Source organism: Cupriavidus sp. YAF13 (assembly GCF_052113425.1).
In the GTDB taxonomy this organism is placed as follows: domain Bacteria; phylum Pseudomonadota; class Gammaproteobacteria; order Burkholderiales; family Burkholderiaceae; genus Cupriavidus.
Genome location: NZ_JBFRDD010000045.1, coordinates 1 through 24,828 on the forward strand (window position 1 = coordinate 1; position 24,828 = coordinate 24,828).

At 60.7% G+C, this 24,828-nt stretch carries 17 protein-coding genes and 7 pseudogenes; 18 read left to right on the forward strand and 6 right to left on the reverse strand.

Annotation, left to right across the window (positions count from 1 at the left end; genetic code table 11):
• The 4 genes from AB4061_RS29525 to rmuC form a co-directional block, all read left to right on the forward strand.
• Window positions 1-194, forward strand: a 194-nt coding sequence (locus tag AB4061_RS29525; RefSeq protein ID WP_441639776.1) for a hypothetical protein, incomplete at its 5' end; no start/stop codon positions are given.
• A 123-nt stretch (window positions 195-317) separates the two neighbouring features.
• Window positions 318-500 carry a hypothetical protein gene (locus tag AB4061_RS29530; protein ID WP_441639831.1) on the forward strand — a complete coding sequence of 61 codons (183 nt, stop codon included), beginning with the start codon at window positions 318-320 and terminating at the stop codon, window positions 498-500.
• A gap of 74 nt (window positions 501-574) precedes the next feature.
• Window positions 575-1,384: a hypothetical protein gene (locus AB4061_RS29535; RefSeq protein WP_441639777.1), complete on the forward strand. Its 810-nt coding sequence runs from the start codon at window positions 575-577 to the stop codon at window positions 1,382-1,384.
• A complete protein-coding gene (rmuC, locus tag AB4061_RS29540) occupies window positions 1,323-1,745 on the forward strand; it encodes a DNA recombination protein RmuC (RefSeq protein ID WP_441639778.1) in 423 nt (140 codons plus the stop codon). The genes AB4061_RS29535 and rmuC overlap by 62 nt, the downstream gene beginning before the upstream one ends.
• Before the next feature lie 44 nt (window positions 1,746-1,789).
• Here the strand turns inward: rmuC and AB4061_RS29545 are convergent.
• Window positions 1,790-2,023: pseudogene (locus AB4061_RS29545) on the reverse strand (transposase); the annotation flags it as partial.
• A gap of 1,254 nt (window positions 2,024-3,277) precedes the next feature.
• Here AB4061_RS29545 and AB4061_RS29550 point away from each other — a divergent pair.
• Both AB4061_RS29550 and AB4061_RS29555 read left to right on the forward strand, forming a co-directional pair.
• Window positions 3,278-3,555 (forward strand): annotated as a pseudogene (locus AB4061_RS29550) (DUF1488 domain-containing protein).
• A gap of 118 nt (window positions 3,556-3,673) precedes the next feature.
• Window positions 3,674-3,868: pseudogene (locus AB4061_RS29555) on the forward strand (divalent metal cation transporter); the annotation flags it as partial.
• Between the two features lie 105 nt (window positions 3,869-3,973).
• Here AB4061_RS29555 and AB4061_RS29560 read toward each other — a convergent pair.
• Together AB4061_RS29560 and AB4061_RS29565 are read right to left on the reverse strand one after the other, a co-directional pair.
• The gene (locus tag AB4061_RS29560; protein WP_441639779.1) at window positions 3,974-4,219 is read right to left on the reverse strand and encodes a hypothetical protein; all 246 of its coding nucleotides are present in this window, start codon (window positions 4,217-4,219) and stop codon (window positions 3,974-3,976) included.
• Window positions 4,220-4,599: 380 nt separating this feature from the next.
• Window positions 4,600-5,265 (reverse strand): annotated as a pseudogene (locus tag AB4061_RS29565) (IS5 family transposase); the annotation flags it as partial.
• A 159-nt stretch (window positions 5,266-5,424) separates the two neighbouring features.
• Here AB4061_RS29565 and AB4061_RS29570 point away from each other — a divergent pair.
• The 7 genes and pseudogenes from AB4061_RS29570 to AB4061_RS29600 all read left to right on the forward strand — a co-directional run.
• On the forward strand, window positions 5,425-6,507 hold the full coding sequence (locus AB4061_RS29570) for an IS630 family transposase (RefSeq protein ID WP_441639780.1): 1,083 nt from the start codon (window positions 5,425-5,427) through the stop codon (window positions 6,505-6,507).
• 127 nt (window positions 6,508-6,634) lie between these two features.
• Window positions 6,635-7,651 carry a formylglycine-generating enzyme family protein gene (locus tag AB4061_RS29575; protein ID WP_441639781.1) on the forward strand — a complete coding sequence of 339 codons (1,017 nt, stop codon included), beginning with the start codon at window positions 6,635-6,637 and terminating at the stop codon, window positions 7,649-7,651.
• A gap of 859 nt (window positions 7,652-8,510) precedes the next feature.
• Window positions 8,511-8,666 (forward strand): hypothetical protein, encoded by a 156-nt coding sequence (locus AB4061_RS29580; RefSeq protein WP_441639782.1) that lies wholly within the window; start codon window positions 8,511-8,513, stop codon window positions 8,664-8,666.
• A 188-nt stretch (window positions 8,667-8,854) separates the two neighbouring features.
• A pseudogene (locus AB4061_RS29585) lies at window positions 8,855-9,051 on the forward strand (Tn3 family transposase); the annotation flags it as partial.
• A gap of 33 nt (window positions 9,052-9,084) precedes the next feature.
• Window positions 9,085-9,651: a Tn3 family transposase gene (locus AB4061_RS29590; RefSeq protein ID WP_441639828.1), complete on the forward strand. Its 567-nt coding sequence runs from the start codon at window positions 9,085-9,087 to the stop codon at window positions 9,649-9,651.
• Window positions 9,652-9,806: 155 nt separating this feature from the next.
• Window positions 9,807-10,625, forward strand: coding sequence for a DUF1206 domain-containing protein (locus tag AB4061_RS29595; protein ID WP_441639783.1), 819 nt, complete (start codon window positions 9,807-9,809; stop codon window positions 10,623-10,625).
• 394 nt (window positions 10,626-11,019) lie between these two features.
• Window positions 11,020-11,236 (forward strand): annotated as a pseudogene (locus tag AB4061_RS29600) (integrase); the annotation flags it as partial.
• 24 nt (window positions 11,237-11,260) lie between these two features.
• Here the strand turns inward: AB4061_RS29600 and AB4061_RS29605 are convergent.
• Window positions 11,261-11,464 (reverse strand): annotated as a pseudogene (locus AB4061_RS29605) (acyl-CoA desaturase); the annotation flags it as partial.
• Between the two features lie 742 nt (window positions 11,465-12,206).
• Between AB4061_RS29605 and AB4061_RS29610 the strand changes: the two are divergent.
• From AB4061_RS29610 to AB4061_RS29620, 3 genes are all read left to right on the forward strand, one after another.
• Complete coding sequence (locus tag AB4061_RS29610; protein ID WP_441639784.1) at window positions 12,207-12,686, forward strand: Spy/CpxP family protein refolding chaperone; 480 nt, start codon at window positions 12,207-12,209, stop codon at window positions 12,684-12,686.
• Window positions 12,687-12,764: 78 nt separating this feature from the next.
• Entirely contained in the window at window positions 12,765-13,136 is a 372-nt protein-coding gene (locus AB4061_RS29615; protein WP_441639785.1) for a hypothetical protein, read from the forward strand.
• Between the two features lie 315 nt (window positions 13,137-13,451).
• The gene (locus AB4061_RS29620; protein WP_441639786.1) at window positions 13,452-15,383 is read left to right on the forward strand and encodes an AI-2E family transporter; all 1,932 of its coding nucleotides are present in this window, start codon (window positions 13,452-13,454) and stop codon (window positions 15,381-15,383) included.
• Window positions 15,384-16,035: 652 nt separating this feature from the next.
• Here the strand turns inward: AB4061_RS29620 and AB4061_RS29625 are convergent.
• Together AB4061_RS29625 and AB4061_RS29630 are read right to left on the reverse strand one after the other, a co-directional pair.
• Window positions 16,036-20,847, reverse strand: a complete 4,812-nt coding sequence (locus AB4061_RS29625) for a glucoamylase family protein (protein ID WP_441639787.1) — start codon at window positions 20,845-20,847, stop codon at window positions 16,036-16,038.
• A gap of 235 nt (window positions 20,848-21,082) precedes the next feature.
• Window positions 21,083-21,301, reverse strand: coding sequence for a CsbD family protein (locus AB4061_RS29630; RefSeq protein ID WP_441639788.1), 219 nt, complete (start codon window positions 21,299-21,301; stop codon window positions 21,083-21,085).
• A gap of 692 nt (window positions 21,302-21,993) precedes the next feature.
• On the opposite strand from AB4061_RS29630, the gene AB4061_RS29635 reads away from it, so the two are divergent.
• Complete coding sequence (locus AB4061_RS29635; RefSeq protein ID WP_441639789.1) at window positions 21,994-23,454, forward strand: GH39 family glycosyl hydrolase; 1,461 nt, start codon at window positions 21,994-21,996, stop codon at window positions 23,452-23,454.
• A gap of 38 nt (window positions 23,455-23,492) precedes the next feature.
• Window positions 23,493-24,761 carry a glucoamylase family protein gene (locus AB4061_RS29640; protein ID WP_441639829.1) on the forward strand — a complete coding sequence of 423 codons (1,269 nt, stop codon included), beginning with the start codon at window positions 23,493-23,495 and terminating at the stop codon, window positions 24,759-24,761.
• Window positions 24,762-24,828: the final 67 nt, after the last annotated feature.

The window sequence follows — 24,828 nt, forward strand, 5'->3', positions numbered from 1 at the left end:
AGCGGGCAAAGAAAGCTGGAAATGGGCGCCCAACAGCCGAAAAACTCGATTCCGGGGCGCGTAGTTTCCGGATTGTGAAATCAAGCAGTGCTCACCTGCTCGGGCGGAAAGCATACCGTGTGTGCGGCGAGTACTTCAGCAGCCTGCTAGCCACCGGGAGGACATTTGAATTTAGCCTGGACAATAAATGTTAGCCCCAATTAGTAATGTCACCTCTGAGCCAAATAGAAATGTCACCTAGCGACTTTAGCGGCCTATCCTGACCAGCTTTCCTTCGTACACGGGAGCCAGCCATGCATGGGCAAGGAACCATCACCATGAGCATGCGTGAACTGGACCGGCTTAAGGCCATTCAGGCCGTGTTGGATGGACGTCTGGCGCGTTGGCGCGCGGCGGAACGCCTGGGCATCAGCGCGTGGATAGCGTCAAGCAGGATGTCCGGTTTACCGACAAACATCTTGGCCGGCGCATTGACTCATCAGAACTGCAACCCGTGCTGACCTGTTGCCTCACGTAGTTTGCTACCAGTCGGATTGTCCGGCGGGAGCAGCACAACGTGACGAGGCAAATCAGCATGACGACACGCAAGGAGTTGCTCGAAGCGCTGCGAGTGCGGTATCGCAGCGCGGCGTTCGGTGACCGGATCACGATTCTCGATGAGTTCGTGGCCCTGACTGGGTATCACCGCAAGCACGCCATCCGGCTGCTGCGGCAGCAGGTGGCGTCCGCGGCGACGAAGGCGACGCGCGACCGCGACCGGCTGTACGACGAGGCAGTTCGCCAGGCGTTGACGGTGTTGTGGGAAGCGGCCGACAGGGTCTGCGGCAAGCGCCTGAAGGCGTTGATCCCGACGTTGGTTGATGCCATGGAACGGCACGGCCATCTGGACCTGGATCCGGTCATCAAGGCCAAGCTCTTTCAAGTCAGCGCGGCGACCATCGATCGCATGTTGGCCGCTACGCGTTCACACATCGACGGGCAGCGCAAACGCCGCAAAGGCGTCGGCTCGGCCATCCGACGCAGCATCCCGGTACGCACCTTCGCCGACTGGCGCGATCCGCCACCCGGCTACTTCGAGATCGACATGGTCGAACACTGTGGCGGCCCGAAGACCGACGGTGACTTCGTCCACACCCTCACGTTGACCGACATCGCCAGCGGCTGGACAGAATGCGTGGCCATGAGGACGCGCAACCAGATGCTGGTAATCGAAGGGTTCGACAAAGTGGCTGCCGATCTGCCATTCGCGATGCTTGGAGTGGACTCGGATACCCATCGAGCCAGCATTCATGGTCGCGGTAACCAACGACAGCGAACTCTTCATGGACGCTTGGCAAAAGAGCGTTCTGCTTGTCAGCCCGTCTACGCTGCTCTTCGTCGTTAGAACCGTTGCTCACCTTTGGCGCCAGGAGTATCAGAGCAGAAATGCGCAGGACATCGCGAAACGTGGCGCTGAGCTGTACGACAAGCTATGCGGATTTGTTGGCGATCTGCAAAAGGTTGGCGAGAAGCTGGGGCAGGCAAAGGCAGCGTATGACGATGCCCATAGCAAGCTGGCCACCGGCAAGGGAAATGCGATTCGGCAAGCTGAGATGTTGCGTGCCTTGGGGGTGAAGCCGGGGAAGAACTTGCCCTCCGCGTTGGTTGAGGGCGCTCACGCCGATGACGAGATCATTGTGCCGCCCTTTGCGGAACTTCCTTCGGCGTCGCCTAGCGAGCCCAATAGTTTGGCTGGGAACGCCTAATTTCGATGCCTCAGAAATATCCGCCCAGTCGCGAACACGACCTTCTGCCTTGTGCGCAGACGTCGCCAGCAACTCATGCCGGCGCCACAACCGATTTCCTGGGGCAGCATCTCCTAGGGAATGCCGGACTTCAGGACGAAAAGAATGCCCGTGAGCACGGCCGTATCGTCCAGCGGCTTGCGCCCGGGATTGCGGGCGCGCCGAGCTTTCGGTGGCAACAGTAGTGGCTGTATGAGTGCCCGCAGGTCGCGTTGCCAAAGCGGAACGCCCCTGACCAGCAATGCCGCGGTGGCATCGGACACCAATTCCGCTGACAAGACTATCGGGGCGTAAGACTGACCTGCCGTCCTTCACGCAAAGAAGGAGCGTCACACCCCACCGCCGCTCCGGTCGTTCGTCGCCATCCGCGGCATACATCCTCCGGCCGGCGAGAGCTTGGGGTCATCCGTCGGCCGCGACTCAGCTTTTCGGAGGCTTATCGCCCCGCCCCCGCCACTAGGCCCCTGCTCCGATCGGCATATCTGTGGATACGGCGAACAGACCAGTCAGCAAGTGATTGATTTCATGGGCATTCCTTGTGGGCACCAGCCGGAACCCCGCATGAATGCTAGGGGCAGCTACCTCAGTAGATTGCATCGAAATCAAAGGGATACCAGATAACAGCACGGTCCGACCAAGAAGAGCAGCAGGAGTGTTACTCGCAGCGAGGCAAGCGGACAGAAAACACCGTTTCTTACATGGCACAAAAGTGCCGCGCCGAGCACGTTGAGCAATCAATCCATCAATCCTTGTTGGGCAGCCTTGCCACAAGCAGCCGCAATTTCTGCTGACGCGCCCCCGTGCGGTGCGGTACACGTAGCTTCAGTAGGCTCATGAGAAACAATCAGACGGCTTTCAAAGCTAGCGGAACGGTTAGGGTGATCTGGAAACCGAGGGCAGTCGCGCTCCGGCGCCGCGCGACTGCCCTCGGTTTCCAGATCACCCCAGCCGCGTAAATCCCTTGAAACATGGGGCTCTCCTGATTGTTTCTCATGAGCGACCGCGACGGCGCCACCGACAAGGCGCTGGCGGCCACCTGACCGGTGCCGCCCGGCAAGTCATCGCGCCGGCGTCCTCACACTGTCGAGTAACGCTTGTTGGGTAGGCCGGCTCCAGGGCCTATCATTAATAGCTGACCTATCAAACAAGCGTTTGGCGCTTATGAACTATATGACCACACCTACGGCCCGGACGCGGCATCCGCCAGCACCGGCAAGACGTCGGCCCGAACAACCCGACGAGGCTCGCAAGACCGCACAACCCGGTCAATTTGATCCGCAGAGCAAGCAGATAGCGGATCTTCGCGAGGGTACCTGCACGCAGTAGTTCCAGACTGCACCATCACCAAGGCGCTATAGCGTGTGCAAGCGGCTGACAAGCGGATCGGGGTTTCGCCACGATCGTGGCGTCTCCTCTCAGGCCCTACCATTCCTTGCGGCATCTTGGGCGACAACTTTCCGGGTACCACGGTGCCCGGTCAACCGAGGTGCAACATGGCATTGAATTTTCCCAACCCGAGCCGAAGCTTCGATGCAGCCAAGCACTGCGTATGGTTCTGGGGTTACGACAATGCGCGCGAAGTCACATTCCTGGTCAATGACGCCGTGCTCGCGAATCTCGAACTGGCAATGGGCTCGGCTGAGCCCAAAGTGCTGGCGGCCTTCGACCGCGCCGCGACCAGATCCTCGAACTCGCCAGGAACCGCTATGCCAACGAGCGCCAGAACCATGCTCTGCTGAAAGCGGTGCATTGCGCAGACGATGGTGCCTGACATGGAAACCACCACCAAAGCTCCAGCCGATGATTCCGCCAATGACTCAGCCGGATTCTGGCTCGGCTAGCTCGGCCCGGGACTGATTACCGGTGCCGCCGACGATGATCCCAGCGGTATCGCCACCTATTCACAGGCGGGCGCGCAGTTCGGCTTCAACATGCTGTGGACGGTGCTCTTCACCTATCCGCTGATGATCGGCATCGAGGTAGTCAGCCCGAGGATCGGGCGGGTGAGCGGACACGGGCTGGCCACCAACATCCGGCGGCACTATCCGGCATGGCTGCTATACGCCGTGGTCGGTCTGGTACTGCCGCTCATCAAGCAAAAAGCCGCCTCCACGCATGTACGCGGAGGCGGCGCCTAGCGGCGGCAATCCATACCGCCGCGAGCTTTTAGCCTTTATGCCAGCCGGTAATTAGCGCTGGCCTTGCTGGCCACCCTTCTGGCCTTGCTGGTTCTGCTGCCCAGCCTGGTCGGTCCGTTGGCCTTGTTGCCCTTGCTTGTCGTGCTGGCCGCCTTGTTGGCCTTGGCCACGATCCTGTTGCTGTTGTTGGCCGCCCTTCTGGTCTTGGCTGCCGGACTGGCCACCTTGCTGACCGGATTGCTGCTGTTGCTTACTTTGGTCTTGCTGGCCTTGGCCGGGTTGCTGTTGCTGTCCCATCGTGCTCTCCATGGCGCGGCGGAATGCCGCGTTTATGAAAGGGGGCAAGCTGCGTGCCCCGCTTCGGGCCGCATGCCACCTCTCGATCACTCGAAATCTAGCGCCAATAATTATTGCTACGCAATAATTCACACTAATTCCTGGCCAGCCAACGCGCTACCAGCCCGCCCTCCGTGCAGGCCCCATCGGAGAACACGTCGCGCCGGTCAGTCACCCGGGCACCTTCCCCATAGCATAGGCCCGTAAGCGCCACGCCGGCGCATCGCAGCAGACAGTTTTCTTATCGGGCTTATGACGCGCGGCTATATGAGATCGCGGGACCGCTAAGGTCGACGTGGACGACGTTGGCTTCGTCAGCCCCTATCTCACCAGCAGCCTGCTAGGCCGTGGCGGTTGTCGCTCAGGGTATGGCCCATGTAGCGCAGTTCACTCGCAGTCTTGCCCTTGCGGTACAGCCTGGCATCGGGATCGCTCTTGGACTCGTGCGTGTCGTTGCTGCGCTTGCGACCCTTAAAGTTGCCGCCGTCGTTATTGTCCTTGTCGCCGCCGTCCTTGCGCACGAAACTCTTGTGGCCTGCCCACGCCTGTATCAGCGTGCCGTCCACGCTGAAGTGCTCGCCCGACAGCCAGTTCTTCTTCTGCGCAATGGCCAGCACCTCGTTGAAGAACTGGATCACCGCATCATGCTTGCTCAACCGTTCGCGGTTCTTGGTAAAGACCGTGGGCACCCAAACTGGATCGTCCATCGACAGCCCGATGAACCAGCGAAACAGCAGGTTGTACTGCGTCTGCTCCATGAGTTGGCGCTCGGAGCGAATGCTGTAGAGCACCTGCAGCAGCATGGCGCGCAGCAACTTCTCCGGCGCGATACTGGGGCGGCCACCCTTGATATCGGCCTCGTACATCTGCGCGAACAACCGGTCCATCTTCACCAGCGCCTGATTGGCCATGGTGCGGATCGAGCGCAGCGGATGGGACTTCGGCACGAAATCCTCCAGCCTCCGCATAGTGAACAAACTCTCGGTGAAGGTGTCTGCGCCGCGCATGAATGTGGGGTTGGGTGGGGTCCTCAAATCAACGCTTCGGCCAGTCGTTGCGCTGACTTCCGCTGGAGGTATTTCAGCGGCCTGCTAGTGTTCTGTCCCACAAGAAACTTTATTAATGGTTGCGGGGTCTGATGGTCACTGTCTTTGTGAGGAGCGACCATGGGACGACCAGGAATCAAAGTGGAAGTGTCAGCCGGTGAGCGAGAGCAACTTACCTCAATGAGCCGTTCAAGATCGTTGCCTCATTCGTTAGTGCGTCGAGCAAAGATCGTATTGATGGCCGCCGACGGTCAGCTCAATTCAGAAATTGCAACGCAGTGTGGGGTGACGGCACCAGCGGTGACTTTCTGGAAGAAGCGATTCTTGGCACATGGACTGGCTGGCTTGCACGATCAAGCCAAGTCGGGGCGACCTCGTACCCATGACGATGAAGCAGTGGCCGAATTGCTGAGCAAGGTGCTACATGACACCCCGCGAGGCTCCACACATTGGAGCGTGCGGTCGGCGGCCGAGGATACGGGCATCTCCAAGAGCTCTGTAGCGCGATACTTTGCTCTGTTTGGTGTGCAGCCGCATCGCGCCAAGAGCTTCAAGCTGTCGAGCGATCCGTACTTCATTGAGAAAGTACGCGACATAGTCGGTTTGTATCTCAGCCCGCCTACGAACGCATTGGTCTTGTGCGTGGACGAGAAGAGCCAGTGCCAGGCGCTCGAGCGCACACAGCCCGTACTACCCATGGGCTTGGGCTACGTAGAGGGCGTCACGCATGATTACATTCGTCACGGCACTACTACGCTGTTCGCTGCACTCAATGCCGCCACGGGCGAGATCATTGCGCAATGCAAGCCCCGGCATCGGCACCAAGAGTTCATCTCGTTTCTGAACCACATTGACAAGGCCGTTCCAGCAGCACTTGACGTCCACATGATCGTGGACAACTACGCCACTCACAAGCATCCCAAGGTCAAGGCATGGCTGGCCAAACGCCCGCGCTATCACATGCACTTCACGCCGACGTACTCGAGCTGGCTCAACCAAGTCGAGCGCTGGTTCGGGCTGATCACGCAGCAGGCGATCCGCCGTGGGTCGTTTGACAGCGTGCGCCAACTGGTCCTGCAAATCCAACGCTACGTCGAGCACTACAACGTTCACAAACGCCCCTTTGTCTGGACCGCTACTGCAGATTCGATCCTCGCCAAAATCGAGCGTCTATGTAAAGTTATTTCTGGGACACAACACTAGGGAAGTCACTACTTGGGTAACCCTCTCAACAATTGCAATCTCATTGCCATTGGTCGACACGACCGACAAGGAAGCCAGACCCAGGCCTGCGGGACCGAATTGCCTATCTTTTATCTTTGAGCCCAATATGTGGAAATATGCAACGGTGTCGATTCTGGCTTTGCTCGCGATCTCAATCGGGAGGTTGACTGAGGCGGGGGCAGAATCACCTAAGGTGATCGAAAACTCCCTCGGGATGAAGTTCATCTTGGTCCCGTCTGGGGAATTCATGATGGGTAGCAACGAGTCGCCAGAAGAACTTGCCAAGGCATTTCCGCAATATGAGCGTGACCGGTTGCTGGGAATTGGCGACGAAGCACCGGTGCACAAGGTTCGCATCACTCGGTCGTTTTACCTGGCGCAATACGAAGTCACGGTGGGCCAATTCAAGCGGTTTTTGGAAGCATCTGGCTACACGCCCGAATCGGAAGCTGATGGCACGGGCGGCTACGGCTACAACCCCAAATACGACCCCGAGAAATCGGATCGGCGCGATGCCTTTGAGGGGCGGAGTCCAAAGTATTCATGGCGCAACCCTGGCTTTCGCCAGGGTGACGATCATCCAGTCGTGAATGTCACCTGGAACGATGCCGTAGCGATGGCAAAATGGCTCAGCGAGAAGGAAGGGAAGACATATCGCCTCCCAACCGAAGCCGAATGGGAATATGCCTGCCGTGCCGGCACCAGCACACGCTATTACAGCGGAAACGATCCGCAATCGCTTCTTAAGGTTGCAAATACGTTCGATGCCGATACCCAAGAGAACTGGCCGAAGTGGAAGAGCTATGCGACGCAGGGGCACGATGGCTTCCGATTCACCGCGCCGGTGGGCAGCTTCGCACCAAACGCACTGGGCCTGTATGACATGCATGGCAACGCGTGGGAATGGGTGGCAGACTGGTACGACGAAAACTACTACGCAAGAGCGCCCATTGAAGATCCCCGAGGTCCCGCGTCCGGCGACGTGCGCGTGCGTCGCGGTGGATCGTGGCACACTTGGCCCTTCTACGCCAGGTCGTCGTTTCGCAACTGGAACACGCCGCAGACGCGTTACGCGCTGGTCGGTATGCGCCTCGTAAGGGAAACGGATGCCGATGCGCGATAGCCGCTGATGCCGATACCTCGACCAGCGGGCAGCGAGAGAAAGGGCCTTCGTCGGTCTTTTGCCCTCTGTCTCACCTGGGCCGAGATTCGGGATAAGGTCGACTACAGTGACAGCTACATTGGATCGTTGGAGCAAGCGCGCTAACGCGGAGCGGTTCGCTGGCTTGTTCACTCGCCATGCCGGGCGTGCTATAAGGCCGTCGCTGGTTGGCTAGCCTATATTTCAAGTTGAGCGTTCTTGAGCTTCCCATTAGTCTTCTCGATGCGACCCCTCACTTCCCCGCGCAGCTTAGAGCATTTTTCCTTGCTGGCTGCCTCCGACGATGGACGAGAAAGGCCTCGCCGGCACCGGGTGGAGCGGCGAGGCGAATGAAAGGTTGAGAGGAACCTTCCAATGGGACTTCTAGGATGCACTTGGCTCGGCGGCGCGAATGTCTGCTAACGCACCTAGCAAACACGCGTTTCGGCGGGTTCCTCCTCTGCCTATTCTGAAGAAGGCACGACCCTCCCTTAGGGGCCCTGCTTTTTTGTCGAGCAGCGACCCATGGAAGCCATCGTGGCACCAGCCGCAATATAGGGAACTCCCTTTGCCCGTACTGCGCGCCGGTGTCGGCGACTATCTCGATTTCATATCGTTCCCCTCTGCTGGACCTCATCCTTAAAATGGGCTCGAGGCAATGCCTTCCACAACGGAGCCGTGGCCAACGATCCAGCAAACTCTCCGAATTCCCGTTGCTGTCTTCTTCTGCGCCTGCTCGGTGCCATTCGCGGCACGAAGACGCCCCCCGCAATTTCCACCGCCACGAGCCGAGGCGTCCCGGCGCGAGCGGAAGCGGTGCCGGTGCGTGTGCAGCAGCCGCGTGAGCACCGTCTCCGGGCTCGGCGCCTGGTCTGCCGGCACCGTGCGCAGGCGCCCGCGCTCCGAGTATTCGATCGCCGCGTCGTTGCGCCAACAGCAGCTTGAGCACGGCCAGCTGGGCGGCCTGCCTCGGCCAGCGACCCATAGCGGCGCTTGACGCGCGCGAGCGTCCAGTGCACGTAGACCGGATGCCCCAGCGCCTCGGCCATGGATCTGACGTCGACGCCAAAGGTGTGGCGTCGATGATTCCCGGCCTGACGGCCAGCCAGATTTCAGTCTCCATGGGGGCGCTTGAGGCCAGCGGCCGGCATTCGCCGGGCCAACGAGCGCTTGGCAGAGTATCAGAGCCGCATCCCGATTGCCGCGCTTTGGGGCGACGGCGACAAGGCCTCGGCCGACAGGATGTCGCTCGATGCCTCTAGGCACTGTGGAACGCTCGCATCGATCCGCGCCGACGCACCTACGCCGCCGGCATCGATACGCACGTCCGTGACCGCTGGGGCATCGTCTACGACCAACCGATCGTGCTCAACGAACGGCAGGCCCTGCCTCGCGTCTTCTCGATTCCCGAGGGCATGGAGCCCGCCACTGTCCGGCGCGTCTCGCTCACCGCCATCGAGCGAGGCTGGGATGAACTGTTGCGGCTGGCGGCATCGATCAGATCTGGACGTGTCTCTGCTTCGCTGGCGCTGCAGCGCTTCGGCGCGGCCGCCCGCTGCACCGGGCGGCGGAGCATCTCGGCAGGCTGCTGCGTGGTTTTCCTGTGTAATTACATCGCGATTGAGGAGTTCGGGCGCGAAATCCAAACGTTGTTGATTCGCGGCGAATCTGTTCGTCATCTTCAGCGTGCGATTTACTATGGAAAAGTCTCACACGAGCGTGGCCGGCGCCGCGACGAGATGAAAGTAATCTCGGGATCGCATGCGCTGCTGACCAACATTGTTCTGGCGTGGAACACCGCCCAGATGCAGAGCCGGAGCGCTACGCGGATGCGCTCCTACAATGATCCCGGACGGCGACGCGTCGGTCTGCGTGAGTCCGAGGGTACGAGGAGTCCTTGCACTCAAGGTGCGGGCCGAGCTAAGGTTGAATTAGCGGCGGACTTTCAAGTCTCTTCGTCGGACGTACGGCGCCCATCTTGACTCAGCGCGCTCCTACGCTGCTCAAGTCGAGCAAGGGGTCGACAACCCTCGAAATGCCAGTCTTCGCCCACCTGGGATCGTTTTCAACAACATGCTGTAGGTAGAAAATGTTGGATCCCAGGTTCCGTTTGACAACTCACGAGGCGGGCCCCGCGATGGCACCCAATTCCGGTGGCAAGGCCGAACAGGCCGGCGACAGCGCGTCGCTGAAGGTGCTCGCCCGCGTCGGGTTGACCGCTTACGGCGTTGTGCACCTCTTGATCGGCTGGCTGGCGCTGCAGATCGCATGGGGCGCGCCGGCCGGCGAGAGCGCCGACATCTCCGGGGCGCTGAGAACATTGGCTGATCAGCCCTTTGGCAGGATCCTGCTATGGCTGGTTGCGGTCGGCATGGTGGCGCTCGCGCTCTGGCAGGCCAGTGAAGCCATCTGGGGCTATCGCAACCGCGTAGGTGCCAAACGGGTCCGCAATCAAGTCACCAGCGGGGCCAAGGCCGTGATCTACGCCGCCCTGGGGGTCAGCGCAGCTTCGGTCGTGCTCGGCTGGGGATCGTGGGACGCGCAGTCCCAGCAGCAAACCACCTCAGGTGTGCTGGCGTGGCCCGCCGGGCGGGTGATCGTCGTGGTCACCGGGCTGATCATCATTGGCGTCGGCGTGGCCGGGGTGGTCAAGGGCGTGAAGAAATCCTTCAACGAGGAGATTGACACTTCGTCGATGTCTCCAGTTGCCCGGAAAGGCGTGGCGCGACTGGGCCAAGTCGGATACATCGCCAAGGGGGTGGCACTGGGCGTGGTTGGGGGCCTGCTCAGCTATGCGGCGCTGACCTTCCACCGGCAGAAGGCGCCGGGGCTGGACGGCGCGCTGCATGCGATCCTGGCGCAGCCGTTGGGGCGGTTTCTGCTTACGGCCGTGGCGCTTGGATTCGTGGCCTTCGGCCTGTTCGCGATGCTCGAGTCACGCTACCGCCGGATGTAGCCCTTCTGGACCGAGTGAACGTACGCTGGTTCAGCAGTCGGGAGCGGGCGCGCGTCCCGACCGTCATCTCCAAGGGTCCGCTGCGCGAGGTGCAGAGAAGCTCGGAGATTGTCTGCGGCAGAGGGGCTCGCACATCAAGGACCTCAGGCTCGGGCGAATGGCGTCGACCGCGTTCAAGTTCCAGCGCTGTGTGCAGTTGGTCAAGTGCTTCCACGCACTCCAGCACGATGGCCTGGACGCGACTCGCTCTCTCGTCATGCACCTGCGACCCGGGCGTTGCGGCGAGCCGCTTGCCGACCGCCAGCTTGAGCCTTGCCTGCCTCGACGGCGCGGAAGGAGATCCCAATCATCTCAGTTCGAGCAGGTGGATCCGAGTGTTCGGGCGGTGCTTGCGCAAGCGCGTGCGCTGCTGCCGGTCGGCGCTCAGCATGACGTGGTGCCTTGGGAAAGGCTCCAGGTTCCGCAGGATGTCGACGGCTCGCGCTGCACGAGTCCGCCGCGACACAGAGGGCGTACCGCAAAGAGGCCGAGCGACTGATTCTCTGGGCCGTGCTCGAGCGTGGCCGGGCGCCGAAGATGCGATTGCATACCATGCCTTCTTGCGGCATCCGGGGACATCCTGCTTGACGCTATCCAGCCACCCACTCCTTGGTCACCATCCCGGTGGTGAGCCACAGCCAGAAACGCAAGAAGTGGCTGGCGATGGGATGCAGATCAAGGGCCCGGTGGGCTTGGTGACGATGCAGAAAGATGGTGACCGACGCGATAGTGACGTGGGTCAAGCCCAGCGTCACCAACGCATAACCCCACCATGGGAGATTGAGCAGGCCAAGTTGCATCACCGGCTCCTTCGCAGGATCGAAACGCGTAAGGGACATGTACGCCGAGTGCGCCGTCAATTCTGTCCGCTGGCGCACATAGGCTAACCCCAGGCGCGGCCGCAACCGCGCGTCCATTCCCCGTCAGTTTCCAGTATCTGTTTGTGATATCAGCGATCGACCACTTCAACGCCGCTCGTCAGCGTCAGCCACCGCCCCACTCTCCTTAAGTATCATCAACAGGTGCTGGAGCTGACGGGAAACGGGGAATGGAAGCTGCACCCCTCGCAGAGCTACCACTTTAGCTGGTAACCGCTGGTGCCCTCTCGCACGGCGGCAGAGCCGATCGGAGAAGGCTGCTTTGGCAATGCCTGCACTTGAACGCGCCACGAAGCAACGCGTCAGAGCGGCTCCCGCCGGCGCCGCCCTACTGCTGCGTCTTGGATTCCTCCGTGGCGTCACCATACGAGGCCTGTGTCGTGCCGACGATCTGCTCGATCTTGCCAGTCATCTGGGTCTTTGTTTCCCGTACGGTCAAGTGAGCGGTCGCATCGAGAAGACTAAGGGGAGGATCAAGGTGGCAAAGGTGCCCGGGATCGCCGAGTGTCGAATACCGAAGCGATGTCCCGCAACGCCGCTTCCCTCGTCCTTGTCCGGTGGCGGACAGACGCGAGCCGGGATTCGGCACACAACAACTATGCGATCGCGCCGCCAATGCTGGAGAGCGCCCGGCGAGGTCAATCAAGTTCCACGGAGATCGATCATGAAACTCACTGCGCCTTCATTCCGGCCGAAGACTGTATTCGTGCTGTCAGCCACGCTACTTTCAGTGCTGACGCTGGCGGGCCCCGCCGGGGCCATTACGGCCACGGATTCGCAGGGGTCCGCGCAAGTTTTGAAGATGGCGAAGCAGGACCGCATCGAGGCACACATCCGCGATCTTCATACGAAGCTCCAGATCACCGCCGCCCAGGAACAACTCTGGCAGAAGGTCGCGCAGGTCATGCGCGATAACGCGAGCAAGATGGAATCGCTACGGCAAGCGCGGGAAAATGATGTCAAAGACATGACCGCTGTGCGCGACCTCCAGTCCTATGGGGAGATCGCCGACGCGCATGCCGATGGCATCAAGAAGCTAACGCCCGTGTTCCAGGAACTATACGACAGCATGTCGGACGTCCAGAAAAGGAATGCCGACCTGATCTTCCGGACCAGGCACCCGCACGCCTCAAGGAATGGCTGAGGGCTGAACCTGGGCAGCAAACGCAGACGCAAGCCACGCGGTGCGGCTCGGGCTCCCGCTCAAACACTGGAGATCATTGTGAAAACCTCAATAGCTTGGTCAAGTCGGACTCGCTCGGCGAGCGCGAGGATCGCCAAGGCATTTGGCCTGACGATGGTAATTGGTGGCCTGTGGGCGACGCCGGCGTTCGGCGAAGACAACCACGACTATCCCAGCCAGCAGCGGCGCGGCCAAAATCATGACTATCAGCACCGTCCGGGCCAGCAGGAGCCTGGCGGCAACTGGCACGGCAATCAACGCTACGACCGCCGTGGCGGCAATGGCTATGGCAACCAGCGCTATCGCTATGACGACCAGCGCTCTGGCTACGTCTATGCGCCGCCCCCCGTCACCTACGTACCGCAACCATCACCCGGAGTCACTTTGGTCTTTCCTCTGCAGTTTCGCTAACCGGGTGAGCATAGCTGGCATAGCTCGCCAGCGCTTGGCCTCAAACAACGCCGCGAGATAATGTCTAGTGCCCTAGGGCAGCTCTATCCATTAGCGTTGCGCTACCTATGGGATCCCCCTGCTCATGTCGCGTCTCCGTACGCTGTCGTACCACATGAGCGTTCGCGTTGGCGTAGCCTTAACAAATGGGGGGACAGCCCCGAGACGATATTGCGGAGCGGATAGTTCAAACTGATTGCGATTGGACCGATTGTTGCAGCCCACACGGGGCTGGTACGCATGAAGAGGAACGACATCGCAAACCTATGAGTAGTTATGTCTGATTCAGAAGATCCGCGCTTTGCGAGGCAAGCGGCGCATCTCAAGCCTTCTGATCTCTCCAGCGTGCAGGGCCTGATCAGCCTCGCCGTCGGCGTGACGGTCGTCGCCGGTCTCTATTTTGGGCGAGACGTTCTGATCCCGATCACACTTGCGATCTTGCTCAGCTTCCTTGTGGCACCTCTGGTCAATTTCTTTTGTCGTATAAAGCTAGGCCGGATTGTTTCGGTTCTACTCGCTGTGATAATTTCGGTTTCGGTGATGGTCTTGTTGGGGGTCGTGATCACCGCGCAGATTACGGATCTCGCCGTCGGCATCCCTCGTTATCAGGCCACCATCGAAGAAAAGATTCATACCGCGCATCGATTGACCGTTGGAAGGCTCAGCAGTCTGGCCGGCACCGCTGGCAAGGCGTTTCAGCGGGCAACCGTGGATCTGCCACAATCGTCGGAGGCTCAACCGCCCGCAGCGCTTGCCGTCGAAGTGCGCGAGCCGGCTCCGACGGCCTTTCAGTTGGCACGGCAAGTGCTATCTCCCGCCATCAGGCCGCTTGAGACCGCCTTCATCGTATTCATCGTGACCATTTTTATCCTGCTGCAGCGTGATGACCTGCGAGATCGGGCAATCCGGCTATTTGGCTCGGGCGATTTGCATCGGACCACCACCGCAATGGACGACGCCGCGCGGCGTCTCAGTCGATACTTCGTTTCGCAATTCGGCGTTAACGCGACCGTGGGCGCTGTCATCGGGACAGGGCTGTTCTTCATTGGCGTTCCAAGCCCAGTGTTGTGGGGCATCTTGGCCGCGCTGCTGCGTCTTGTACCCTATGTCGGAATCTGGATCGTCGCTATTCTCGCTACCGCACTCGCCGCCGCAGTCAGTCCTGAGTGGTCCATGGCGATCTGGTCACTGGCGCTTTTCGCGACCGTCGAACTGCTAGCCGCTCAGGTCGTTGAGCCGATGTTATATGGCCATAGCACCGGCCTTTCCCCGTTTTCAGTGGTGGTCGCTGCGATTTTCTGGAGTTGGATATGGGGCCCGGTCGGACTCATCCTGTCCACCCCGCTGACTCTTTGCCTGGTTGTCCTCGGCCGGCATGTTGGGCGACTCGAAGTTCTCGACGTGCTGCTGGGCGACCAGCCGACGCTGACTCCGGTTGAGAATTTCTACCAACGAGCGCTCGCCGGCGATCCGGATGAAGCACTTGAGCAAGCCGAACTCCTGCTGCGCGAACGATCACTCTCCTCCTATTACGATGAGGTCGCCCTCAAGGGATTGCAGCTCGCGGCCAACGATGTGTTGCGCGGCGTTGTAACAGCCGCGCAACTGGCGCGAATAGAGGCCACAACGAACGATCTCGTCGAGGGTCTGGACAGCTTCGTGGACATTGATCCGGTCCCAGCCGACGCTAATGGCCACGAGTTCGCGTTGGCACCGTACGTCGATGAACAAGGAGTTCCGCGCCAACCGACTCCATACGGCCCGTCGCCAAGCATCGAAAATCTTACGGCGCGAAGCGCCGAAAGCCTCGTCCTTTGTATAGCAGGAAGGGGACCGCTCGACGAGTTGGCATCGACCATTCTTGTCCAACTCCTTGGAAAGCACGCTCTTGATTGTCGAGTTGTCCCCCACGAAGCGGCCTCGCGCGCCAGAATGCACAATCTGGACGTCACCGCGGCGACAATTGTGTGTATTTTTTACCTGAACATTGACGGCATTCCGTCCCACCTGCGCTACCTTGTGCGGCGCGTGCGGCAACGTTTTCCGGACGCGTCGATCGTCGTGGGCCTCTGGCCAATAGGCGATACAGATCGGTGGAGCGAAGCTCTCCAGAGCGCCATCGGTGCCGATCACTATGCCACTTCGATTCGGGGTATGGTTAGCGCCTGTTTGGCCTCCACCAGAACTGCAAGTGCGATCGCACCATGAGCCACATCTTGGCGGCGTGGTGACGTAATACCAGGCACGCCACACAAGGGAAAGATCACACACCATATCGAGCCATTCTTCACCGCATGCCACAGTCAAGACTAGTCGGCAACAAACGGTGAGTGGCGATCTACCCGCCTCCAAAGCCGTATCCCGTGAAGTCTTCTCCATCCCCAGGGTTGATCGTCAACGCTCGATGCGTGCGGAGACGAGAATGATGCTCGAGCCATGTTCTTCGGCTGCTTGCGCATTGGGAATATCGGGCTTAGCGCCGCAAGCGCGGCTGTAGGCCCCGCAATCGTGCGCTGGATCGCGGCCTTGCGGCTCACCCCCTGTGCATGCCGACTTTGGCCAGATGCTCGTCTGCGACGGACATCCTGTACCCAGCTAAATCGTCGGCGCAGGCTGCCCCGGCGTGAGTGAAACCGCACCGACGTCGGAGGCACGTTCGATCTGCCTTGGCCAGCTGCGGCTGTTAGCTAGCGATACGCGACGCGCTTCACCGGCTTCCTCACAGCCATCGCGACGAGTGGAGTCGGCATGATTACCTGCGAAGGCGATTTCACTGCCGAGTCTGTGATCCTCTGCATCGCGGCACCTCAACTGCGGGCCGGCATGTCAGATGCTTCCGCTGTGCCAGCCTCGCAGGAAGTTAAAGGAGGCCGAGTCGTCGCGGGTCACGTGTTTCCATTATCGTGTCACGGCGAGGTCGCGTCTGCAGCTGTACGCCGCCCCGGTGGCGGCCTGCACTCTCGTGCAATGTCGACTCGATAGCGCACGCATGATCGGGGGCGGCAACCGCTGGCGGCTTGCGCCGGCGCACCATCGAATGCCAGAGATTGGCGCCGAACACGGACTCCGTCCCCTCTTCGGCCATTGGGCGCGAACTGGCGACGTCCCGCGGCACGCGCTCCTGAAGCAGGAATATACTGGCCTGGATCATAGGCTCGCGATGGAAGCGCTCCCGCATCTTTCCACCGTGAAGCGTGTTCGCGATAGCAACAATGGTCATGCCTTGATGGTGAGCCATGAAGCTGCGGACGATCTCGACGTTCTCACGATCGGAAAGCCGCGTCCGAGTAAAGTCGAGGGCCTCATAGAATCCGTAGCGTCCGCTCGCTCCTATCTCCGTCAGACGGCTATAGTTTCGTCGCGCGCCTTGCGGGTCCACCATGGCCGCCAGGGCCGTCGCATAGGGTGCAACCACCACACTATCGCCAAGGCCCCGCTTCAGCCCAAGCCCGGGAACACCGAAATTGGAATACTGATAGGTAAACTCCATATCGCGGGCGTTGTAAGCCGACTCGGAGATGCCCCAAGGAATCCCCAGCGACTCTCCATACGACTGCTGGCGTCCCACGACGAGGCGATTGGTCTGCTCAATCAGGCTCCCCGGGGGTGCGCACATCACCAACGAAGGCATCAGGTACTCGAACATCGAGCCTGACCAGGAAATCAGCGCTGATCCCGTCCCCAGAGGTGTCGCCATCCGGCCCAGGCCAAACCAATGGCGTGTCGGCACGTCGCCCTTGGCGATGGCAAACAGACTGGCGAGCCTGGCTTCCGAGGCGAGCAAGTCGTAGCAGCACGTGTCCAGGCGGTTGTCCTCCAGCGAGTATCCGATCGACAGCAGTTTGCGTTCCGCATCGTAGAGGAACGCGAAATTCATCGCCAGCGCCATTTCGCGTGCCGTACTGGAAACCGCCTTTAGCCTGGCCGCCAGCATGTTTGCCGCATCGGCGAGCTGAATCTGGTCGCGGTCATGTTCGGCCGCGGTATTCCTGAGCGCCTCAGTCCAGAACACCAGGTCAATGGACATTTCGTCATCGCCAGTGGACGAGATAACGCGAGCCGCCCTGGCGGCCTCCTCCGTCAGGCCTCTGAGCGTTGGCGAGAGCGTTGCGATTGCGGGTGTCTCACCCAATTGGGCGTCGATCCGCGCAAGGAGGTCGTCGATCGGACATCCTTGCCAGCCGCTCCTCCGAGACAATCCCGCAGCGGCCTCGCGCGCCAGCCGCACGGCGTCCACCATGCCGAGCCGGGTATCCGGCGCAACAGGGGCAGCGACCCACTCTTCACAAGCATTGGCGAGCACAATCAGATGGCCGGCGAGATTCCCGCTGTCGACTGATGAGATATAGGCGGGGTCCAGCGCATGCAAGTCCCGTGTCCCGTACCAATTGAAGAAATGGCCCATGCAGCGGGGCAACTTGCGCATGGCCCCCAACGCCGCCTCTAGCCGCTCAACGGTCTGCATCGTGCCAGCCCAGCCGAAGTCACGCGCGGCGATGGCGGAGAGCAAGTAGAGGCCAATATTGGTTGGGGAGGTCCGGTGTGCAATGGTCGGCTTCGGAATCTCCTGGAAATTGTCGGGTGGAAGCATATTGTCCGCCGGCGTCACAAATGTCTCGAAGAACCGCCAGGTGCGGCGCGCGGCCAGGCGCAAGTCGCCCGCATCGGCATCCGAAACCGGGCGCCCGTGCGCGAGCGTTGAGGGGCGGCTACTCCACTTGGCGAGCGCAGGCGCGCCAAGCCATAGCAGCGCGAAAGGTACGAGATACGGCCAGGAAGATGGAGCGAAGCCAATGCCCGCGGCGATCACCAACAACGCGAGTAACGTGCCGCCCGCCATCTGCCGATAGAAGCCGGTCAGATCCAGTCGCGGGCTTGTCATCGACTGCGCGGCGGTGGTCCATTCGAGCAAATGCTGGTGAGTGCCATACAGACGCGCCAGTGTTCTTAGGATGGCATCGCCCATCCGGAAGGCCTGGTCGGGCAGAAAAGCAAGCGTAAGGAAGGTCTGCGTCGCCGCGAGTTGCAGATCGGCGACCAGCATCCAAAAGCGGTGGCGCAGGTGAAAGCCGGCGGGATGCGGCAGCAGCGAAAGTAGGCTGGGAAGGAATGCCGGGATCGCAACAACGGCGAGGAGAAGCCGCGCGCCCCACGCACCGGAAGGCATGGGCGGCAGGCAGCTCGCACCAAGCGCCAGCAACAAGAAAGGCGAGAGCAGGGAGCGCCGCAGGTTGTCCAACATCTTCCAGCGGCCCACTATCGGCACCGTCCGACTTCCCGTGCCGTGCCCGAAAATCCAGGCCAGGAGTTGCCAGTCGCCGCGTGTCCAACGATGCAGGCGCTTGGCGCAAACGTCATAGCGCGATGGAAAATCCTCAATGACCTCGACGTCGGAGGCAAGGCCTGCGCGGGCGAATATGCCTTCGAGAAGATCATGACTGAGCAGTGCATTCTCCGGGACTCGGTCACGCAGGGCTGCCTCGAAGGCGTCGACATCGTAAATGCCCTTGCCGGTATAGGAGCCTTCGCCAAAGAGATCCTGATAGACGTCGGAGGCCGCCGCCGCATAGGGATCGATGCCACCAGGGCCAGAGAAGATCTTTTGATAGAGCGAACCGTCGCAGCCGAGCGGAAGCGAGGGCGCGACGCGTGGCTGAAGAATGGCGTAGCCGCCCACGATACGCTGCGATGCAGCATCGAATCTCGGCCTGTTTAGCGGGTGCGCCATCTTGCCGATCAGCTTGAGCGCCGCATCCCTTGGCAGCCGCGTATCGGAATCCAGGGTGATTACGTAGCGCACCGCGTTAGGCACCTGGGGCGCGTGCCCGGCGACTGGCGTGTAGCTCGTATCGGTGGCGCCGCGTAGGAGCCGGTTGAGTTCGTGCAGCTTACCTCTCTTGCGCTCCCACCCCATCCATTTGCCCTCGGCAGCATTGAAGACGCGCCGGCGGTGGAGAAGCAGGAAGCGCTCGCCAACGGGTCCCGGCCCGTAGCGGCAATTCAACTCTCCAATTGCCTCGGAAGCTACCGCTAGCAGCCGCTCGTCGCCCGGCTGGATTTCCTGGTCGGAATCGACCCCGTCCGATAGTAGCGCGAAGGTCAGATCACCGCTCCCGCCGGCGAGGTAGTGGAGTTCCAGCCCCTTGATCTGCTCCCGAAGGGCCGCTTCGTTGGTCAGCAGGGTTGGCACGGCAACTAGCGTTCGCAGCGATTGCGGAACGCCTGACTTGAGTTCCAGACCTGGCAAGGTCTTCGCGCCAAGCCTCCAGGCCACTGCGCGATTGACGAGCGCGGTCGCTACCTCGCTGACGGGCAGGAACCAGAGAAGCGCAAGCAGCGCGCGCCACTGGCCCACCAAGCCGCGCATCGGCAGCGCCCACAGCGAGATAGCCAGCAACCCCAGCGTGACGAGCAGGATTGCGCCGACATAACCGCCAATGCCTAAGCCAATGCCAAAGCGGCAGATCCGTAGCCGCGCAGGGGGCCGAAAGCCTATCGAGCGCTCAAAAGCCGGCCGCCCCTCGGCAATCAGGTAATAGCCGGGATCCCCGGCACGCTCCGCCTGCGCCGCATTGGCCGCGCCAGCTGCCGCGGTCTCGGCAAGCTTCAACACCAGGTCGGCTATATCGAGCTCCGACGCTGACGAACCCCGAGCCAGTTGTTCGATCGCGCTTCGGTAGAGGTTTCGGGTTGGAAAATCCATCGCGGCGAACGCGCTTCCCGCGCGCAACCGCGCATCAACGCGGCTCACGCTCTCGAATAGCGCAGCCCAGTCGATCGCGGAAATCAGCCGCATGCTAGTGATGACATTGCGTACGGAGACATTGCACGCGCGCTGGGTGCGTTGGGCGCGCAGCACCACCTCACCGATTGAAATGTCCTCCAGTCCAAACCGCTCCGCCAGCCAGCCGAGTGCTGCAGTGGCGTTCGGAACCTGGGCCTTCAGCTGTTTCGCGACCTGCGCGACGAAGAGATCGGACAAGGGGGCGGACGAGCGCATGGCGATATCCGTGTCGAGGATGGCTCTGGTGCATCCCGAGGCGAGCATCCGCCTGGCCAGCGCATCTGCGTTGCCGCGGTCGACTATGCCGGCCACGATCTGTTCGGCCAGCCTGCGCAGATTCTCGATCAGAACAATGCGCATGGTGATTGCCACGGCCCACAGCTCGGCGATCGTAAGCGGCCGCACCTGCTGATAAGCGGCGATGAAGCGTCGCAAAGTGTCCGGATCGACATGGCTGTCGGTGTGGGCGACAAAGGCCCAAGCTATTCCGAACACCCTCGGATAGCCGGCGAACTGTCCTTCGGCCAGCTTCGGCAGCTGGCGATCATAGCCGTGGAGCTGATCATCCCGGATCGTGCGGATCTGCGCCTCGACGAAGTGATAGTTGTCGAGCAGCCATTCTGCTGCCGGTAACCCATCCGGTCCGCTCGTCAGCTCTTTAGCACTTGCGCGGTAGGCGGCAAGCAGAACGCTGGCGTTGTCGTTGAGTCGGCTACGCAACGAAGTGACATGTGGCGGGGTTATCGTTACCGACTGAGCCATTGCCAGGCATTGCGCGTGCAGTTCGAGTTGTTCGATGTCGAACGGTTCCTCCCTGACTGGTGCCTTGCTACTCCATGGGGACGATGCAGAGGGGTTGCCGAAAGCGCGTCGCAGAACGGAACGCATGAGCGACTTCCTAACCGGCGCGGGCGCGGGTGGTAATGGGCCGGCTTGGCCAGGTTTGTCCGGGGTTGCACTATGGCGCACCTTCTGGTGGAGTTCTACAGATTGATTGTCGGTACTCTGCGCCTTCATTGCCGCCTCCGTTCCATGCCAGAACCGTTCTAGTTCGCTAACAGAATCCCCCAGTTGGTTCCGCATGCTCGCCTGGTATCACTCCTCTTTCCAGGATGGTGGCTCCCTACGCTGTCAAGTCCAATACTTGATGATCAGCGCTATCAGCCTTATGGCCGCCGCTTGGATTCTGCTTTGCATCTCCATACGAGATTTGCGCCCGGCCGAAGCGTTGCTCGGCCTTGCCGTTCAACTCGGCCGTCCTGTCTTCCTTGCCATCGGCGAATACCTCCTTCACTCTTCTCTTTGCCCGTTCGACGCGGCCCTGCATTTGAGCTTCGTTCATGACGATGCTCCTTGATAAAGATGGATGACCGCTCGAAACGGTCGGTGTTTCGCGGCCTATACCTCGCCAAGCAGCACAGCCACCAGTATGAACAACAGCGTTCCTATCACACCGCTGGAAACGATCGCCAGGACCGGTTGTAGGGCCAGGTCGGCATCGCGCCCCTACTCGACACTGTAAGGCTGGCAGCCGTTTTCCCTGCTGTCGGTACGATGACGGACATTTGCGATGGCTCTTTGCTGTCGCCGCGGGTTCGCAGGCGCCGCTTATCTGCGAGCAGGCTGCGGGGGAGCCGGTCGCGAGTCCATCAGGCGGACTCCGCCATTGCTAAGTCCGACGCGGGGAAACTAGAAAGTCACTTAATTAATACAGGGCAGCAACGCAGCAAATAGAACAAGACCGGCTCTGACATTCAGGGACGGAACCGAGCAACCATGCCGCCTAAACCGCTGATGAAAATTATCCAAACTGTACGGCCCCGGACGGCGGCGGGCGCCTGGGACGGGCTATACATAGAGGAACGAATGCACCCAAAGCCTTGCGGATCACGTGAGTCTCGACAAGATACGTCTTGCAGGATTGAAGTCATCCGCGCCACAGATGGGTAACGTGCAGTCATGACGCCATGCGGGGACTACGCATCGGACTTGCCTGCCTGCTTGCCTATCACTTCGTCTTCCTCGCCTTCAGTCATGGTCACCACTTTCAACTGCGATCTCGCCGCGACACCGCTCCCACTGGCACACCCCTGGCAACACACCGTGGGAAGCTGTCACGCACCCATAGCGCTGCGCGCCGATTGGCAAGCCCAACTGTGCCGTGCACATCTCGATCTCGGCTTCCGCCATGTGCGCTTTCACGGCATCCTGTGTGACGACATGAGTACCGTCAGTTATGGCGGCAACCGGTGGTCGTACTCATTCTTCAATGCCGACCAGATACTCGATTTCCTGTTATCCATTGGCATGAAGCCGCTCATTGAACTGTCATTCATGCCGACGGCGCTGGCGTCTGGCACGGCTACCGTATTTCACTATCGTGCCAACATAACCCCTCCAGCGGATTATCGGCAGTGGGGCCTGTTGATCCATGAACTGGTAAGCCATTGGGTCGCGCGCTATGGCATCGCCGAAGTCTCCCAGTGGCTGTTCGAAGTCTGGAACGAACCCAATCTGCGACAGTTCTGGACCGGCGACCAGCAGGGCTATTTCGCGCTCTATCGCACCACAGTCGACGCGATCAAGCGCATCGACGATCGCCTGCAGGTCGGCGGCCCCGCCACCGCGCAGAATGCCTGGATTGACGAGTTCATCGGCTATTGCGAGCAGAACAGGCTTGCCGTCGATTTCATCAGCACACACTATTACCCCACCGACGCGTCTCCTCAATTTGGCCCAGACTCAATTTCGCAACTGGAACACGCGCCGAAGGATGTGATGCGAGAGCGTGCCTTGCAAGCACGCGCCCAGGCGCGCGGACGTCCTCTTCTGTATACCGAATGGAATATCACCGCCAATCCGCGTGACCCGCTGCTCGACCAGGCATTTGCCGCGGCGCTGGCGGTGCGGATTGCAATGAGCGTGGACGGCATCGTGGATGCGTATGGCTATTGGACGTTCTCCGACCTCTTCGAGGAAGGCGGCTTCCCGAGCGCTCCCTTTCATGGGGGCTTCGGCTTGTTGACTTTGCACGGCATGGCCAAACCGGTTTATCGGGCATTCCAGCTGATGTTGCGTCTTGGCGATGGTCGCCTTCCCGTCCTGGGCAGCCATGAGACAGTTGCCGTCTGGGTAGGAAAACTGAACACTGGCCAGCGCCCCACCTCCAGTGTATTGCTGGTCAACCAGGCGATGCCGCGTCATCCCATTTGCAGTGAAACGGCACAGCTGAGGCTCTCGGGGACGGCCGGCCGGCGCCCGTGCCGGGTAACCGTATCGCGCATCGATCCGGATCATTGCAACCCGGTGGCGGCGTGGCGCGCGCTTGGGCAACCGGAATACCTGATCACTGAAGATGTCGAGCGAATCAGTGCCGCGGCGACGCTTTCGGATGACGTGCATGCCTTCTCTTTCGATCGCGAAACGACAGTGATCGAGGTCGTCCTGCCGCCCCAATCGGTGGCATCGCTGCGAATTGAATGGAGCCAGCCGTGACGGATGTCGTTCGCCAGGAGCAGAATTCCGCAACTGACATGCTGCAAAGCCTGCAGCGGGATTCGTTTGCGTACTTCATACACGAGGCGAATCCGGCAAACGGTTTGGTGTCCGACAAGACGCTCGACAACTGGCCGGCCAGCATAGCGGCAATCGGCATGGCGCTCACGGTCTACCCGATCGGCGTCGAACACCATTTCATATCGCGCAACCACGCCGTGCAACGGACGTTGGCGACGCTGCGGTTCCTGGCAGGCAGCGAGCAGAGCACTGCGCCCAATGCGAGCGGCTACAAGGGGTTCTATTATCATTTCCTGGATATGACGGCAGGTCGCAGGGCCTGGCATTGCGAGTTGTCGAGTGTCGATACAGCGATCCTGATCGCCGGAGTGCTGACCGCTGCCGCGTACTTCCAGGAGGCTTCAGCCGGCGAAACCGAGATCAGGCGGCTGGCGGATATGCTCTACAAGCGGGTTGACTGGCGATGGATGCTTGGAGCCGCTCCGCTTGTGTGCCACGGTTGGACACCGGAACATGGATTCCTGAAATGGCATTGGGAGGGTTATGACGAAGCGCTGATCCTGTATGTCCTCGCGCTTGGGTCGCCGACCTTTCCCATTCCCGAACGCTGCTACCTGGCATGGTCCAAAACCTATCGATGGAAGACCATTTACGGAATCGAGTATCTATACGCCGGTCCGTTGTTCATCCATCAGTTGTCGCACGTCTGGATCGATTTTCGCGGTATCCGCGACCCGTTCATGCAGGAACATGAGTGCGATTATTTCGAGAACAGTCGCCGCGCCGCCTTTGTACAGCAGCAATATGCGATGCGGAATCCGCTCGGATTCATGCAGTATGGGGAATTCTGCTGGGGCACGTCCGCCAGCGACGGACCCGGCGCGGTCACCAGGAACGTCAACGGCCTGCCGCGCATCTTCTTCGACTATGTTGCGCGCGGGGCGCCCTTTGGCCCCGATGACGGCACACTCGCACCATGGGCCGTGGTGGCCTCCCTGCCGTTTGCCCCCGAGATCGTATTGCCGACGATCGAGCACTTTAACCGGCTCCGGCTCTGTGAAGCCAATCCTTATGGCTTCAAGGCGTCTTTCAATCCAACGTTCCCATGCGAACCCGCCCGCAAAGCCGGTTGGGTGTCGCCCTATCACTTCGGCATCAATGAAGGACCGACGGTCATCATGATTGACAACTACCTGACCGGGCTGGTCTGGGCGCTCCTGCGGCAATGTCCCTACCTCGTAAGCGGCCTGCGCCGCGCCGGCTTCAGCGGCGGATGGCTGGACTGAATCCCGGGACTAGCGGGTACACCGGAGCGCCATCTCCCGTCCGCATGTGTTGCCGGCAGCAGGCGCC

What these genes read in the sequence shown, in the direction of transcription:
- AB4061_RS29595 (WP_441639783.1), top strand. Translation starts at nt 9,807, where the DNA reads ATGGCACCCAATTCCGGTGGCAAGGCCGAACAGGCCGGCGACAGCGCG.
- AB4061_RS29630 (WP_441639788.1), bottom strand. Translation starts at nt 21,301, where the DNA reads ATGAACGAAGCTCAAATGCAGGGCCGCGTCGAACGGGCAAAGAGAAGA.
- AB4061_RS29560 (WP_441639779.1), bottom strand. Translation starts at nt 4,219, where the DNA reads ATGGGACAGCAACAGCAACCCGGCCAAGGCCAGCAAGACCAAAGTAAG.
- AB4061_RS29625 (WP_441639787.1), bottom strand. Translation starts at nt 20,847, where the DNA reads ATGCGTTCCGTTCTGCGACGCGCTTTCGGCAACCCCTCTGCATCGTCC.
- rmuC (WP_441639778.1), top strand. Translation starts at nt 1,323, where the DNA reads ATGGACGCTTGGCAAAAGAGCGTTCTGCTTGTCAGCCCGTCTACGCTG.
- AB4061_RS29530 (WP_441639831.1), top strand. Translation starts at nt 318, where the DNA reads ATGAGCATGCGTGAACTGGACCGGCTTAAGGCCATTCAGGCCGTGTTG.
- AB4061_RS29610 (WP_441639784.1), top strand. Translation starts at nt 12,207, where the DNA reads ATGAAACTCACTGCGCCTTCATTCCGGCCGAAGACTGTATTCGTGCTG.
- AB4061_RS29635 (WP_441639789.1), top strand. Translation starts at nt 21,994, where the DNA reads ATGGTCACCACTTTCAACTGCGATCTCGCCGCGACACCGCTCCCACTG.
- AB4061_RS29535 (WP_441639777.1), top strand. Translation starts at nt 575, where the DNA reads ATGACGACACGCAAGGAGTTGCTCGAAGCGCTGCGAGTGCGGTATCGC.
- AB4061_RS29590 (WP_441639828.1), top strand. Translation starts at nt 9,085, where the DNA reads ATGGAGCCCGCCACTGTCCGGCGCGTCTCGCTCACCGCCATCGAGCGA.
- AB4061_RS29575 (WP_441639781.1), top strand. Translation starts at nt 6,635, where the DNA reads ATGTGGAAATATGCAACGGTGTCGATTCTGGCTTTGCTCGCGATCTCA.
- AB4061_RS29570 (WP_441639780.1), top strand. Translation starts at nt 5,425, where the DNA reads ATGGGACGACCAGGAATCAAAGTGGAAGTGTCAGCCGGTGAGCGAGAG.
- AB4061_RS29620 (WP_441639786.1), top strand. Translation starts at nt 13,452, where the DNA reads ATGTCTGATTCAGAAGATCCGCGCTTTGCGAGGCAAGCGGCGCATCTC.
- AB4061_RS29640 (WP_441639829.1), top strand. Translation starts at nt 23,493, where the DNA reads ATGCTGCAAAGCCTGCAGCGGGATTCGTTTGCGTACTTCATACACGAG.